Annotated in this window: 15 protein-coding genes and 1 tRNA gene; 4 read left to right on the top strand and 12 right to left on the bottom strand. The window is 74.5% G+C overall.

Features of this window, described 5'->3' with window-relative positions:
• Positions 1-17: 17 nt before the first annotated feature.
• The 4 genes from ABD823_RS20125 to ABD823_RS20140 form a co-directional block, all read right to left on the bottom strand.
• Positions 18-1250: a CynX/NimT family MFS transporter gene (locus ABD823_RS20125; RefSeq protein WP_344861813.1), complete on the bottom strand. Its 1233-nt coding sequence runs from the start codon at positions 1248-1250 to the stop codon at positions 18-20.
• 187 nt (positions 1251-1437) lie between these two features.
• On the bottom strand, positions 1438-1956 hold the full coding sequence (locus tag ABD823_RS20130; RefSeq protein ID WP_344861815.1) for an SRPBCC family protein: 519 nt from the start codon (positions 1954-1956) through the stop codon (positions 1438-1440).
• A 61-nt stretch (positions 1957-2017) separates the two neighbouring features.
• A complete protein-coding gene (locus ABD823_RS20135) occupies positions 2018-2467 on the bottom strand; it encodes a hypothetical protein (protein WP_344861817.1) in 450 nt (149 codons plus the stop codon).
• Positions 2464-2826, bottom strand: a complete 363-nt coding sequence (locus ABD823_RS20140; protein WP_344861820.1) for a hypothetical protein — start codon at positions 2824-2826, stop codon at positions 2464-2466. The genes ABD823_RS20135 and ABD823_RS20140 overlap by 4 nt, the downstream gene beginning before the upstream one ends.
• A gap of 86 nt (positions 2827-2912) precedes the next feature.
• Between ABD823_RS20140 and ABD823_RS20145 the strand changes: the two genes are divergently transcribed.
• Complete coding sequence (locus ABD823_RS20145) at positions 2913-3428, top strand: 2-thiouracil desulfurase family protein (RefSeq protein ID WP_344861822.1); 516 nt, start codon at positions 2913-2915, stop codon at positions 3426-3428.
• Positions 3429-3506: 78 nt separating this feature from the next.
• On the opposite strand, the gene ABD823_RS20150 is transcribed toward ABD823_RS20145, so the two are convergent.
• A complete protein-coding gene (locus tag ABD823_RS20150) occupies positions 3507-4214 on the bottom strand; it encodes a hypothetical protein (protein WP_344861824.1) in 708 nt (235 codons plus the stop codon).
• A 50-nt stretch (positions 4215-4264) separates the two neighbouring features.
• Between ABD823_RS20150 and ABD823_RS20155 the strand changes: the two genes are divergently transcribed.
• Together ABD823_RS20155 and ABD823_RS20160 are read left to right on the top strand one after the other, a co-directional pair.
• Positions 4265-4942: a response regulator transcription factor gene (locus ABD823_RS20155; RefSeq protein ID WP_344861826.1), complete on the top strand. Its 678-nt coding sequence runs from the start codon at positions 4265-4267 to the stop codon at positions 4940-4942.
• Positions 4939-6279 carry a sensor histidine kinase gene (locus ABD823_RS20160; RefSeq protein ID WP_344861828.1) on the top strand — a complete coding sequence of 447 codons (1341 nt, stop codon included), beginning with the start codon at positions 4939-4941 and terminating at the stop codon, positions 6277-6279. Before ABD823_RS20155 ends, ABD823_RS20160 begins: the two co-directional genes overlap by 4 nt.
• A gap of 212 nt (positions 6280-6491) precedes the next feature.
• On the opposite strand, the gene ABD823_RS20165 is transcribed toward ABD823_RS20160, so the two are convergent.
• The 3 genes from ABD823_RS20165 to ABD823_RS20175 form a co-directional block, all read right to left on the bottom strand.
• Positions 6492-7685 (bottom strand): NAD(P)/FAD-dependent oxidoreductase, encoded by a 1194-nt coding sequence (locus ABD823_RS20165; protein WP_344861831.1) that lies wholly within the window; start codon positions 7683-7685, stop codon positions 6492-6494.
• Positions 7686-7777: 92 nt separating this feature from the next.
• Positions 7778-8722: an RNA polymerase sigma-70 factor gene (locus ABD823_RS20170; RefSeq protein WP_344861833.1), complete on the bottom strand. Its 945-nt coding sequence runs from the start codon at positions 8720-8722 to the stop codon at positions 7778-7780.
• A 46-nt stretch (positions 8723-8768) separates the two neighbouring features.
• A complete protein-coding gene (locus ABD823_RS20175; RefSeq protein ID WP_344861836.1) occupies positions 8769-9332 on the bottom strand; it encodes a GNAT family N-acetyltransferase in 564 nt (187 codons plus the stop codon).
• 293 nt (positions 9333-9625) lie between these two features.
• Between ABD823_RS20175 and ABD823_RS20180 the strand changes: the two genes are divergently transcribed.
• Positions 9626-9982 carry an ATP-binding cassette domain-containing protein gene (locus ABD823_RS20180; protein ID WP_344861906.1) on the top strand — a complete coding sequence of 119 codons (357 nt, stop codon included), beginning with the start codon at positions 9626-9628 and terminating at the stop codon, positions 9980-9982.
• Between the two features lie 54 nt (positions 9983-10036).
• Here the strand turns inward: ABD823_RS20180 and ABD823_RS20185 are convergent.
• The 4 genes from ABD823_RS20185 to ABD823_RS20200 all read right to left on the bottom strand — a co-directional run bounded on the left by ABD823_RS20185 (position 10037) and on the right by ABD823_RS20200 (position 12591).
• Positions 10037-10109 (bottom strand) — tRNA-Ala (locus ABD823_RS20185).
• Positions 10110-10238: 129 nt separating this feature from the next.
• On the bottom strand, positions 10239-10871 hold the full coding sequence (locus ABD823_RS20190; RefSeq protein WP_344861838.1) for a histidine phosphatase family protein: 633 nt from the start codon (positions 10869-10871) through the stop codon (positions 10239-10241).
• 67 nt (positions 10872-10938) lie between these two features.
• Positions 10939-11355, bottom strand: coding sequence for a ribosome silencing factor (gene rsfS, locus ABD823_RS20195; RefSeq protein ID WP_344861840.1), 417 nt, complete (start codon positions 11353-11355; stop codon positions 10939-10941).
• Between the two features lie 153 nt (positions 11356-11508).
• A complete protein-coding gene (locus ABD823_RS20200) occupies positions 11509-12591 on the bottom strand; it encodes a lytic transglycosylase domain-containing protein (RefSeq protein WP_344861842.1) in 1083 nt (360 codons plus the stop codon).
• Positions 12592-12735: the final 144 nt, after the last annotated feature.

Below are 12735 nucleotides of genomic sequence, written 5' to 3' on the forward strand. Positions count from 1 at the left end.
GGTCCCCGGCCGCCGGGTCAGCGGGCGCGGGCCGGCCGCTCGTCCTCCAGGTAGCGCGTGCGGCCGGCGTACCAGCCGGCGGCCGACTGCACGGCGACCACCGCGAACAGCAGCAGGAAGGGGACCGTCCAGCCCCCGGTCGCCTCGCGCAGCACGCCGACGACCAGGGGGCCGGCGCCCGCGATGAGATACCCGGCGCTCTGCCCGAAGGCGGACAGCGCCGCGGTGGCCTCGGGGGTGCGGGTGCGCAGGGCGAGCATGGTCAGTGCGAGCGGGAAGGAGCCCATCCCGATGCCCACCAGCACCGCGGACGCCCAGGCCCAGGAGGCGGGCGCGAGCCAGAGGCCGAGGAAGCCGGCCACGTAGAAGGCCGCGAACGCCGCCACCACGGGCCGCTGGTCGGAGAACCTCACCGCGATCGCGGGCACGGCCATCGAGACCGGGATGCCGATCGCGGTGAAGACGCCCAGCAGCAGACCGGCCTGTCCCGCGCTGAGCCCGCCGTCGACGAGGATCTGGGGCAGGAAGCCGAACATGATGTAGGCCACCATGCTCTGGGTGCCGAAGTAGGCGGCGACCGCCCAGGCCAGCCTGCTGCGCAGCAGTACGGCCGGCCCCAGGCTCCCGGTGCCGCCGGCGGCCTCCGGCTCGCTGCGCAGCAGCACCAGCCAGGGCAGGGCGGCGACCGCGGCCAGCACGCCCCACACCCCGAGCGCGAGGTGCCAGTCGCCTCCGGCGGCCTGCTCGATCGGCACGGTCGCGGCGGCCGCGAGCATCGTGCCGACCGCGAGGGCGGTGGTGTAGACCGTGGTCATGGTCCCGGCCCGGCCGGGGAAGTGGCGCTTGATCAGGGTCGGGATGAGCACGTTGCCCACCGCGCCGCCGGACAGCGCCAGCGCGCTGCTGAGCAGGAAGACCTCGGTCGAGTCGGCGGCCGCGCGGATCACCAGGCCCGCGCCGAGCGCGAGCAGGGCGAGCAGCAGCAGCCGGTGCTCGCCGGCCCTGCGGGCCAGGGGCGGGGTCGCCGCGCCGACCGTGGCGAAGATGAGGACCGGCAGCGTGGTGAGCAGGCCGACCGTCGCCCCGGACATGCCGAGGGCGGCCGAGACCTGGTCGAGGACCGGTCCGACGCTGGTGACCGCGGTGCGCAGGTTCAGCGCGGCGAGGACGATTCCCAGCACGAGCAGCCAGGCGAGGGATCCTGTCGCTCCCCCTGCGCGGCCCCGGGTCTCTTGGGTGAGCACGCTCATGCGGGTTCGGTCCTCCTTCTCGGGTCATGATCGGATCATGCATTCATGGGATGATCAGATGACTCACACGGTAACAGGACCGAAACCGTGGTTTGTTCCTGGCTTGACCGATCCGTGACAATGTGAAAGCCCGGGCCCCTCTCCGCTGACAGAGAGGAACCCGGGCCCGGAAGCCCAGCGGCTCACATCAGATCGGTCCGCCCGGCGCGGTGGGGGGAAGTCCTCCGCCGAGGGCGCCGGTGCCGCGGTCCTGCGGGCCGGGGACATCCCCGCGCCAGGCGCCGGTCTCGGCGCCGCGCGCCTCGATGAACGCCTTGAAACGCTCCAGGTCGCCCTTGACCCGCACCCGGACGATCTGCAGCCAGTCGCCGACGGTCTCGACGAAGCCCTCCGGGTCGTACTCCATCTGCAGCGTGACCCGGGTGGTGCCGGGAGTGAGGTGGTGGAAGGTCACCACGCCCGCCTGGTGCGGCCGCTCGACGGACCTCCAGGCCACCCGCTCGTCGGGGTGCTGCTCGGTGATCTCCGCCTCGAACTCGCGCCGGACGCCGGCGATCTCCACGATCCACGCCGTCCGGGTGTCGCTCAGCTGCTTGACCGACTCGACGCCTTCCATGAACTCGGGAAAGCTCTCGAACTGCGTCCACTGGTTGTACGCCGTGCGGATCGGCACGTTCACGTCGATGGACTGCTCGATCGTGCTCACGGTCTGCCTCCCTCTCTTTCGGGTTCGGGAGGCTGCACTGCCCAGCCGTACGCCGGGCTAACTACTTACGGCGCGACAACCAGTACAGGCCCAGAAGGGGAAGGACCACCGGGATGTAGACGTAACCGCTGCCGAATCCGGACCAGACCGTGGCGTCCGGGAACGCCTCCGGGTACACCAGGCTCAGCGTGCCCACGACCAGCACCCCGGCCAGTTCGATGCCGCAGGCGGCCAGAGCCAGCCGGCGCATCCCCCGGCCCAGCGCCACGGCGAGCAGCAGGTACACCGCGGCGGCGAAGGCCGACAGCGCGTAGGCCAGCGGCGCCTCGTCGAACTGCCGCGCGATCTGCACGGCCGCCCGGGCTCCGGCGGCCAGCGCGAAGACACCGTAGACCGCGACCAGGACCCGGCCCGGCCCGGAGCCGACGCCGTGCCCGGCGGCGGACGCCCCGTCCCCCGCCCCGGCCCGCGCCTCCACGGCGGCATCCTTCTCCCCTGCCCGCTCGCTCATGCCACTCCCTGCCAGATCTGCAGCATCCGTCCGACCATCCCCGGGATCGCGAAACCCGCGACCGCGATCACGGCCGGGCCCCAGCGGGAGCGCTCGCCCACACCCCAGAACGCCGCGACCGGCGGGATCACCACGGTGCCGGCCGTGTAGCCGATCAGCGTGGCCGTGTCGTCCGGCCCCTCCCCCCCGACCAGCCCCGCGACCACGAACCCGGCCTGGACGAGCAGGCCGATCTCCAGCAGGCCGAGCGCGACGAGGAGCACCGTGCCCATCGCCTTGTTCAGCGCGGTCGTCAGCAGGCTGCCCAGCGCGATCACCAGCGCGAACACGATCAGGCCGATGGCGAGCGGATCGATCATCGGGCCACTCCGGGGTTTGCGGACATGGAAAGAAGGGTACTGCGCGCCCGCGCCGGTCCCCGAGCCGGGCGCGTACCCTGAGGTGCGTGGAGAAGATCCTGGTCAGTGCCTGCCTGATGGGCCGCAAGGTCCGCTACGACGGACGCGCCAAGACGAGCGGCGACGCGCTGCTGGCCCGCTGGCGGCAGGAGGGACGGCTCGTCCCGTTCTGCCCGGAGGTGTCCGGCGGGCTGCCCGTCCCCCGGCCGGCCGCCGAGATCGAGGGCGGCGCCGGAGGGGCCGCCGTGCTCGACGGCGACGCCCGGGTGATCGCCACCGACGGGACCGACGTCACCGCGGAGTTCCTCGCGGGCGCCCGGGCCGCCCTCGCCGCCGCACGCTCGGCCGGCGCCAGGATCGCGATCCTGAAGGAGGGCAGCCCCTCCTGCGGGAGCCTGGCCGTCTACGACGGCACCTTCCGGGGCCGCCTGCTGCCCGGCCGGGGCGTCACCACCGCGCTGCTGGAACGGCACGGCGTCGCGGTCTTCGGCGAGGACCGCATCGCCGAGGCCGGGGCGCGGCTCCGCGAACTGGAGGAGCCCCCGCCCGGCGGTACCGCGTGACCGGGGCCGGCCGGGCCGCCGCCCCGCGCCGCGGCGCGCCCCGGCCCGCCTGACCCGCCCCTCCCGGAGCCGGCCGGGTCACGCCTCCCAGGAGTCGGTGCGGTTCTCGTGGCCGATGCAGAAGGCGGAGGAGGTGCGCTCGCCCTGGGTCAGGTCCACCCGGATCCACCCCGGCCCCTCCCAGACCTTGGTCTCGTAGCCCGCCTTGGGCGCCGCCGAGATCAGTCGGCAGACCCCGTTCTCGATGACGAACGAGACCGAGCCGCCCTTCAGGTTCACCACCCGCACGTCGCCGTCGGAGGCCGCCTTGGCGGCCGACGTCGGAGCGGCGGAGGTCTTGGCGGGCGCGGTCGGCGCGGAGGTCCTGGGGGGCGCCGTCGTCCGGGCCGGTGCGCTCGTCCGGGCGGGCGCGCTCGTCCGGGGGGCGCCGGAGGCCGGCGCCCGCTCCGGCGGGACGGACGCCCGGGGTGCGGAACCGGTCCGCTCCACCCGTTCCGGGGTGCTCTGCGAGGTGGGGGCGGGTGACCTCGTCCGGGTGCGGCCGTCCGGCTGGGACGAGGAGGTCGGCGTGCCGATCCGGCCGACGGGCGCGGTGGACTCCCCGGTCGCCCCCGGCGGGAGGAGGGCCACGGTCCCCGAGCCGTCGTCCACGGCGCTGATCGGCTGGACGCTCATGTCGTCGACGACTTCGCTGCGCAGGACGTCGCGGACGCCGAACCAGGCGACCCAGGCCGCCAGGACGGTGGCTCCCAGCCATACCGCGATGAACCCCAGCTTCTGTCGCATGCGGTGAATTATTACCCCAGATGTCTCTTTGTTCACTACCGTTACGCCCCATGGCGACCGTTCTCGTAGTGGAAGACGACGAGCACGTACGCTCCGCGATCATCCAGGAACTGGGCCGGCGCCGGCACGCCGTGCGCAGCGCGGGGCGTGCTCTCGACGCGTTGCGGGAGATCACCCAGCACCCTCCGGACGCGGTGATCCTCGATCTCGGCCTGCCCGACCTGGACGGGTCTGAGGCACTGAAGATGGTACGCAGCATCTCCAGCGTCCCCGTCATCGTGGCGACCGCCCGGGACGACGAGGCGGAGATCGTCCGCCTGCTCCAGGCCGGCGCGGACGACTACCTCGTCAAGCCGTTCTCCGGCGACCACCTGAACGCCCGGCTGGAGGCGGTCCTGCGCCGCGCGCGGCCCGCCGGCCCGTCGAAGGCGATCCGCGTCGGCGGGCTCGCGGTGGACCTGGACCGGCGCGAGGCCACCCTGGACGGCACGCCGGTCACTCTGACCCGGCGGGAGTTCGACCTGCTGGCCTACCTCGCGGCCCGGGCCGACCGGGTGGTCTCCCGCAAGGAGCTGCTCGCCGAGGTGTGGCAGCAGTCCTACGGCGACGACCAGACCATCGACGTCCACCTGTCGTGGCTGCGCCGCAAGCTCGGCGAGAGCGCCTCCGCCCCCCGCTACCTGCACACCGTGCGCGGTGTCGGCGTCATGCTCGTCACGCCGCCATGAGACGGACCCTCGCGCTGCTGGCCCTCGCCGGCGCCTCGATGATCGCTCTGGCCTTCCTCATCCCTCTCGGGATCATCGTCAAGGAGACCGCCCACAACCGGGCCCTGTCCGCGGCGGAGCGGCAGGCCTCGGCGCTCGTCCCGGTCCTGGCGATCACCCTCGACCCCCACCGCCTGCCGCACGCGCTGGCCAGCAGCGGAGCGCAGGACCGCATCGCCGTGCACCTGCCCGACGGCGGCACGGTCGGCGCGGTCCGCGCGCCCGCCTCGGTGGTGGCCGCGGTCTCCCGGCGGACCCGGGCCGAGACCGTCGAGACCGGAGCCGGATACCTCCTGCTCCGTCCGGTGGCCCTGGACGGCGGCCGGACCGTGGTCGTCGAGGTCTTCGTGCCCGCCGAGGAGCTCACCCGGGGCGTCGCCCAGGCCTGGGGCGTGCTGGCCGGGCTCGCGGTGGTGCTGGTCGCGGGCTCGGTCCTGGTCGCCGACCGGCTGGGCGCGCGCGTGGTGCGCGCGGCCCGGCGCCTGGGCCGGGCGGCCGGCGCGCTGGGCTCCGGCGACCTCAGCGTCCGCATCCGGCCCGAGGGCCCGCCCGAGCTGGTCACCGCCGGGGAGGCCTTCAACACCATGGCCGACCGGGTGGTCCAGTTGCTGGCCGCCGAGCGCGAGATGGCCGCCGACCTGTCGCACCGGCTGCGCACCCCGCTGGCCGCCCTGCGGCTCAGTCTCGGTCATCTGGGCCCGGAGGCGGAGCAGAGCCGCCACTCCCTCGCCCGGCTGGAGGCGGAGGTCGACCAGATCATCGCGGCGGCCCGCGCGCCCTCCCGCGCCCCGGAGGCCGTCTCCTGCGACGCGGCCGAGGTGCTGCGCGAGCGGCTGACCTTCTGGTCCGCCCTCGCCGAGGACCAGCAGCGGCCGTGGGATCTGATCGGCGCGGACGCGCCCGCCCGCGTCCCGGTCCCGGCCGGCGAGCTCAGCGCGGTGGTGGACGCGCTGCTCGGCAACGTCTTCCGGCACACCCCCGAGGGCACCGCCTTCACCGTGACCCTGCACCAGGGCTCCGGCACGGTCGGCGTGCTGATCGCCGACGCGGGACCGGGCATCCCCGACCCGGAGACGGCGCTGCGGCGCGGGGCCAGCGGCGCGGGCTCCACCGGGCTGGGCCTGGACATCGCCCGCAGGCTCGCCCAGTCCTCCGGCGGTGACCTGCGGATCGACTCGTCCTCCCTCGGCGGCGCACGGGTCCAGCTCTGGTTCCGCACCGAGCCGCGGACCCATCCTCCGCGCACGACCCGGCGGCTGGTCGGCAGCCGCTGGTCCCGCCGGAGCACGGCTTCCTGAAGGCCCCCATAAAACGGCCTTAAAGGCGGCTAAAGCCGGTTTCCTCCCCACCGGGGATCCGCCATGGTGGAGACCGGCGCCCGCCGCAACCGAGCCGGTCGGCCTCCCCCGACCGGCCGCCCCTCGTGTCTCCGCGGTGCGACGGACCCGCGGAGACGCACAAGGGCCCGCCGGACGACGTCCGGCGGGCCCCGCGAAGGGCACGGCGCCCCCTACGCCGGGGTGACGGCCGGACCCGCCCCGGCCCGGTCCCGCGCGACGCGCCGGCGCCGGGCCGGCAGTCCGAGCGTCGGGTGGGCGACGCCCCAGGCCGCGCCCCTGCAGACCAGCTCCTTGTAGACGGCGGCGAGCCGCCCGCTCAGGGCCGCCCGCACGGCGCGGTCGTCGGCGGTGACGTACTGGATCAAGCCCTCGCCGCGGCCCAGCGAGATGCACTGGTTGACGTAGCGGATCGGCGTGCTCGGCGGCCTCCCGCCGGTCAGCCGCGCCGCGATCGCGTCGGCGGCCCGCCAGGCGGTCGGGATCCCCGAGGCGCACGACATCCGCAGCGGCCTGCCCCCCGGGCCCGCCGCCATGGCCGCGTCGCCGACGGCGTACACGTCCGGATGCGAGACCGAGCGCATGGTCCCGTCGACCACGATCCGGCCGGTGCCGGTGGTCTCCAGGGCCGTCGCCTTCGCGATCGGGTGGACCGCGAAGCCGGTGGTCCACACGGTGACCGCGGCCGGCAGGACCCTGCCGCCGGCGAGGGTGACGTGGTCGGCTCCGACGCCGGTGACCTCGGCGTGCTCGTGCACCGTGATCCCGAGCCTGGCGAAGACCTTCCGCAGGTGCCCGCGGCCCCTGGGCGAGAGCCGGTCGCCGAGGCCGCCGCGGGCGGCGAGGGCGACGTCGAGGTCCGGGCGGGCCTCGGCGATCTCGGCCGCGGCCTCCAGGCCGGTGAGGCCGCCGCCGACGACGACCACGGACCGTCCCGCGCCGAGGCGGGCCAGGCGCTCGCGCAGCCGGAGCGCCCCGGGACGGCCGGCGATCTCGTGGGCGTGCTCGGCGGCCCCGGGGACGCCCTGGGCGTCCCAGCCGCTGCCGAGGGCGTAGACGAGCGTGTCGTAGGCGAGTTCTCCGGCGCCGTCCGCGTCGACGACGGCGACGGTCCTGCGGTCGACGTCGACACCGGTGACCCTCGCGACCCTCAGCTCGACGCCGGTGCCCGCGAACATCTCCCGCAGCGGCCGGGACGCGAGGTCCTGGCCGGCCGCCAGCTGGTGCAGGCGGACCCGTTCGACGAAGTCGGGCTCGGCGTTGACGAGGGTGACGGCGACGTCCTCGCGGTGCAGCCGCCTGGCCAGGCGCCCGGCGGCACTGGCTCCGGCGTATCCGGCTCCGAGGACGATGATGCGGTGCTGCATGCCCTTGCTCCTGTCTCGCGCGGTTCGCCACCTGAACCGGGCGGCCCGCCGTTTCCTGACAGGAACGCGGTGTGAAACACCTCACACGGCGATCAGATGATCGTGAACAGGGGCTCCCCGCGGTCGGCGGCCGCCCAGCGCGCGGTCGCGCGGCCGAGCTTGTCGGGGTTGACCTGGCTGCGGAGCGCGGCGATGCCCTCGGCGGTGATCTCCAGGCACATGACGCCGACGACCCGGCCGTCCACGACGGCCACGACGGCGGGCTCGCCGTTGGCGGTCCAGACGTGGACCTCGGGCGCACCGCCGACCAGCGCGCGCTTGGACCTCCCCGGTTTGAACAGGCCCCTCAGGAACTTCGCGACCGCGACGGCGCCCTCGAACGCCTTGGCGCGGGCCGGGACCTTGCCGCCGCCGTCACCGATCGCGACGGCGTCCTCGGTGAGCAGGCGCACGAGCGGCTCGATCCGGCCGCTGGCGGCGGCCGCCAGGAACTCCTCGACGACCCGCCGGGCCGCGGCCTCGTCGATCCCGGCGCGGGTCCTGCCGCCCGTGACGTGCCTCTTGGCGCGGTGGAGGAGCTGCTGGCTGGCGGCCTCGGTGATGTCGAGGATCTCGGCGATCTCCCGGTGCGGGTAGTCGAAGGCCTCCCGCAGCACGTACACCGCCCGCTCGTTCGGGGAGAGGCGCTCCATGAGGGTGAGGACCGCGTACGAGACCGATTCGCGCTGCTCGGCGGTGTCGGCCGGGCCGAGCATCGGGTCCCCGGCGAGCAGCGGCTCGGGAAGCCACCGGCCCACGTAGGTCTCCCGGCGCGCCCGCGCGGAGGCGAGCTGGTTGAGGCACAGGTTCGTGAGGACCTTCGTCAGCCAGGCCTCGGGGACCTTGATGCGGTCGACGTCGGCGGCCTGCCAGCGCAGGAACGTCTCCTGCACGGCGTCCTCGGCCTCGCCCGCGGAGCCGAGGAGGCGGTAGGCGATGGCCTCCAGGCGCGGCCTGGAGGCCTCGAACCGGTCGACGTCGTCCGCGGTCAGGGGCATGGCCCGATCCTAGACGGCGCGGTGCGGGCCGGCCGCCGTCCCGCGATCAGCCGTCGGCCGGCCGCACCCGCAGGGCGTCGTGGGCGGCCTTGGTGATCTCATGGACGGCGACGGGCCGCCCGTGGGCGGGCACCACGGTCTCGAAGGCGAAGCGCATCCCGAGCTTGTCCATCACCCGCTCCGAGCGGAGGTTGCCGACGTGCCGGATGCTGACGACGCGGTCCAGCCCGCACTCGGCGAACCCGAAGCGCAGCAGCTCGCCGGCCGCCTCGGTCGCGTAGCCGTGCCCCCAGCACTCACGCCGCAGCCGCCAGCCGATCTCCACCGCAGGCAGGACCTGCGGCAGGAAGTCCGGCACGGTCAGGGTCACCCACCCGGCGAACCGCCCGGTCTCGCGGACGACGACGGAGAGCATGCCGAAGCCGCGCTCGTCCCACTCCCGCCGGACGCGCGCGAGCCCGGCCGCGGTCCGGTCGAGGTCCGGCGGCAGGGCCGAGCCGTCGCCGATGTACCGCATGACCTCGGGGTCGGCGTTCATCAGGGCGAGCGGTTCGACGTCCTCCTCGCCCGGCCGGCGCAGCAGGAGCCGTTCGGTCATCATCGAGACCATGCGGTGATCATCCCAGAACGCCGGCATCCCGTCCGCTCGGGATGAGGCGGGATCCCGCCGGCGTCCTCCGGGCGTCCTCCCGGCCGGCCAGAGGACCCCCTCCGCGTGGAGCGCTCACGACAGGGCCTGATCCGGGGCGCGGGGACGGTGCGAGAGATCACTTCCCGCACGGCGGACGACCGCTTCCCGCCCTCATCGGACCGCCCGACGCGAACCGCTCGTCCCTACCGGATGCCTCAGAGGTTGCTCAGGGCGACACCGGATTGATGCCGGCGGCGGCGCTCAGCAAACTCATGATCATAGGTTGTGACGCGGTTCTCCTCGAAGAGGTGACCAGGTCATACGGCGGAGGCGTCACCGAGGTGGTCGCGCTCCGCCGGGTCAGCGTCGGGTTTCCCCGTGGCAGCTTCACCGCCGCCGCAGGCCCCTCGGGATCGGGGAAGAGCACCCTGCTCCAGTGCACGTCAGGGCTGGACCGGCCGCAGTCGGGCGTCGTCCGCGTCGCCGGAGAAGACATCACGCGTCTGCGGGAGGAGGGGACTGGCCGTGCCCCGCCCGCGCCCTTCCCCGTGACCGCCGCACCCGCCCGGACGAGCCCGCCGGCGGCCGCACCGGCCGGGAAACGACGGGATCCCGCCCGATCGAGGTGATCGGACGGGATCTCGTCAACTTCCTTCAGGCCGTCTCGGGAACGACCTTCCGTGTGGAGCTATGGGGATTCGAACCCCAGACCTCTTCCATGCCATGGAAGCGCGCTACCAACTGCGCCATAGCCCCTGGTCACCGCTCCGAGTGCTCTCGTTGCGGCGCTCCGGAAGCATATAGGGAGATCGCCCCGTTCACCTAATCGGCGCCCGCACGGCCCCGCCGCCCGGTCCTGCGGGCGGCGGGCCGTACGGTGTGCGGTCAGGCCCGGGTGGCCTCGGGGCTGTCGTCGCTCTGCACCGGCTCCGGCAGGGTCCCGGCGTTGTGCTCCATCAGGCGCCAGCCCTTGCGGCCCTCCTCCAGCACCGACCACGAGCAGTTGCCCAGCCCGCCGAGGGCGGGCCAGTGCTCCTGGGGCAGGCCCATCAGCCTGGCGATGCCGAGGCGGATCGCGGCTCCGTGGGAGACCACGACCAGCAGCCCGTCGGGCTCGATCCTGGCGGCCCAGCGGCGGATCGCCGCCGAGACCCGGTCGGCGACGTCGGCGACGTCCTCACCGCCGGGGGCCTCCCAGGCGGCGAACTCCCGGGGCCAGCGCTCGGAGATCTGCTCGCGGGTCAGGCCCTCCCACTCGCCGCCGCCGCGCTCGCGCAGCTCCTTGTCGACGGCCACCTCCAGCCCGGTGACACCGCCCAGCGCTCTGGCGGTGTGCAGGGCGCGCTGCAGGTCGGAGGAGACGATCAGGCTGGGCCGGAGGTAGGCCAGCAGCGAGGCCGCCCGGGCCGCCTGCGCGACCCCGGTCTCGTCCAGCGGGATGTCGGTGTGGCCCTGGAAGCGGCGCTCGACGTTCCACAGCGTCTGACCGTGCCTCAGGCAGACGACACGGCGGCTCATGCGGCCCCCTGGCGGGCGGCGCGGCTCACCGCGCCGCCGGTGCCTCCGGCGGGCGCGCGCCGCAGCCTCACAGAGCGTCCTTCGCCGGCGCCGTCCTGGCACGCTGCGCGGCGACCTGGGCCACGCTCTCCGGCAGGGTGATCAGGGGGCAGTCCTTCCACAGGCGCTCGAGCGCGTAGAAGGTGCGGTCCTCCTCGTGCTGGACGTGCACGACGATGTCGACGTAGTCCAGGAGGACCCAGCGTCCCTCGCGCTCCCCCTCGCGCCGGACGGGCTTGGCGTCGGCCTCGACGCGCAGCCGCTCCTCGATCTCGTCGACGATGGCGCGGACCTGGCGGTCGTTGGTGGCGGAGCAGAGCAGGAACGCGTCGGTGATGACGAGCTGGTCGCTCACGTCATAGGCGAGGATGTCGTCGGCCAGCTTGTCCGCTGCGGCCTCGGCGGCGATCCTGACGAGCTGGACGGATCTTTCGGTTGCGGTCACGGTGTGGGTACGTCCTCCGGTAGTCGGCGCTGTCACCCCTAAGGATGCCCGGCACGGCCCGCGTCATGAGCGGGCAGTCATTACAACGCCTATCGTGTGCCACCCGATTCCATGCCGCAAACCAATTGCCGGACCGCCGGGGCGCCCGCCCCGTCAGGGACCGGTGAGACGGCGCTCGCCGCGGGTGGTCACCACGAAGACCTGCCAGTTGTAGTAGGCGTAGTAGTTCCTGATGTCCCGCTTCATCTGGCGCGCGTGCAGCAGCACCGCGTCGACGTACGCCCAGGAGTGGTTGTAGGCGTACAGCGCGCGCCGGTAGTTGCGCGGCGCCCCCGAGGCGTGCAGGTAGTTGGCCGCGCCGAGCACGGCGTCCCGGGTGTCGTGGACGTCGCCGCCCATCCCGTAGGCCTCCCAGGTGCGCGGCATGAACTGCATGGGGCCCTTGGCGCCCGTGTGGCTCGGCGACCGCACGCGGCCGAACTTGGTCTCGACGAGCATCACCGCCGCCAGCACCTCCCACTCGACGCCGAAGCGGCGCTCCGCGTGCCGGAAGTGGCCGAGCAGGACGTCGGCGGGCTCGGGCTCCTTGACGCGGAACCTGGCGGGCCTGCTGACGGGGTGGACGAGCGTGAGCAGCTTCCTGATGGCCGTGACGTCGGCCTTCGCCGGCCCGGCCACGGCCTTCGGCAGCCTGGCGTAGGTGCGGGCGGCGGTCTCCGGGTGGCGGGCGAGGTATCGGTAGACGCGCTGCTGGTACAGGGCCAGCAGCGCCACCGGCTCGGGAGCCCGCCCCTCGGCGGGGTTCCCCTCGCGCCTCCAGTCGTCGATGGCCTGCCGCAGCCGTTCGGCGGTGCCGGTCAGGGCGCGGGCCAGCCGTACCGGGTCCTTGGGGATCGCCTCGCCGGGAGCGGGCAGGGCGGGATCGCGGCGTGCGGTCTCCGTCGCCCCCGCCGTCTCCGGCCGCTCCCGGGCCGCCTGCGGCACCTGTGTCGCGGGGGCCGCGGCCGGGCCGGGGGCGGCCCCCGGCGCGGCGGAGGCGGCTCCCGGCGAACCGGTGCAGCCGCAGGCCGCGACGGACAGGCCGACGAGCGCCGCGGCCAGCGCCCTCGTCCGCGGCCGGATCGGCCGCACGCCGTGCGGCCGATCCGGCGGAACGCCCTGGTGCGCGGGCGCCGTCCGCCCGCCCGGCCGGTGGCCGTGCTCCGGCCCCGCCGTCCCCGCGTGCTGATCCCTCACCGGGCCCAACGTACCCGAGCGGCGGCCGCCGGGCCCGGTTTCCCGGGCGACACGGCGGAAGGAGCCCGTCGCCGGCCGCGGACGGCGGGCGGCTCCCGGCGGCGGGCGTCACACGTCACGCGCCGGGCGTCAGGCGCCGAGCGT

Origin of the sequence: Planomonospora alba (assembly GCF_039534085.1) — a bacterium.
Taxonomy (GTDB): Bacteria; Actinomycetota; Actinomycetes; order Streptosporangiales; family Streptosporangiaceae; genus Planomonospora_B; species Planomonospora_B alba.

Coding starts and splice junctions, on each gene's coding strand:
- ABD823_RS20125 (WP_344861813.1), bottom strand. CDS start 1,250: ATGAGCGTGCTCACCCAAGAGACCCGGGGCCGCGCAGGGGGAGCGACA.
- ABD823_RS20135 (WP_344861817.1), bottom strand. CDS start 2,467: ATGAGCGAGCGGGCAGGGGAGAAGGATGCCGCCGTGGAGGCGCGGGCC.
- ABD823_RS20140 (WP_344861820.1), bottom strand. CDS start 2,826: ATGATCGATCCGCTCGCCATCGGCCTGATCGTGTTCGCGCTGGTGATC.
- ABD823_RS20150 (WP_344861824.1), bottom strand. CDS start 4,214: ATGCGACAGAAGCTGGGGTTCATCGCGGTATGGCTGGGAGCCACCGTC.
- ABD823_RS20155 (WP_344861826.1), top strand. CDS start 4,265: ATGGCGACCGTTCTCGTAGTGGAAGACGACGAGCACGTACGCTCCGCG.
- ABD823_RS20160 (WP_344861828.1), top strand. CDS start 4,939: ATGAGACGGACCCTCGCGCTGCTGGCCCTCGCCGGCGCCTCGATGATC.
- ABD823_RS20165 (WP_344861831.1), bottom strand. CDS start 7,685: ATGCAGCACCGCATCATCGTCCTCGGAGCCGGATACGCCGGAGCCAGT.
- ABD823_RS20170 (WP_344861833.1), bottom strand. CDS start 8,722: ATGCCCCTGACCGCGGACGACGTCGACCGGTTCGAGGCCTCCAGGCCG.
- ABD823_RS20175 (WP_344861836.1), bottom strand. CDS start 9,332: ATGGTCTCGATGATGACCGAACGGCTCCTGCTGCGCCGGCCGGGCGAG.
- ABD823_RS20180 (WP_344861906.1), top strand. CDS start 9,626: ATGATCATAGGTTGTGACGCGGTTCTCCTCGAAGAGGTGACCAGGTCA.
- ABD823_RS20190 (WP_344861838.1), bottom strand. CDS start 10,871: ATGAGCCGCCGTGTCGTCTGCCTGAGGCACGGTCAGACGCTGTGGAAC.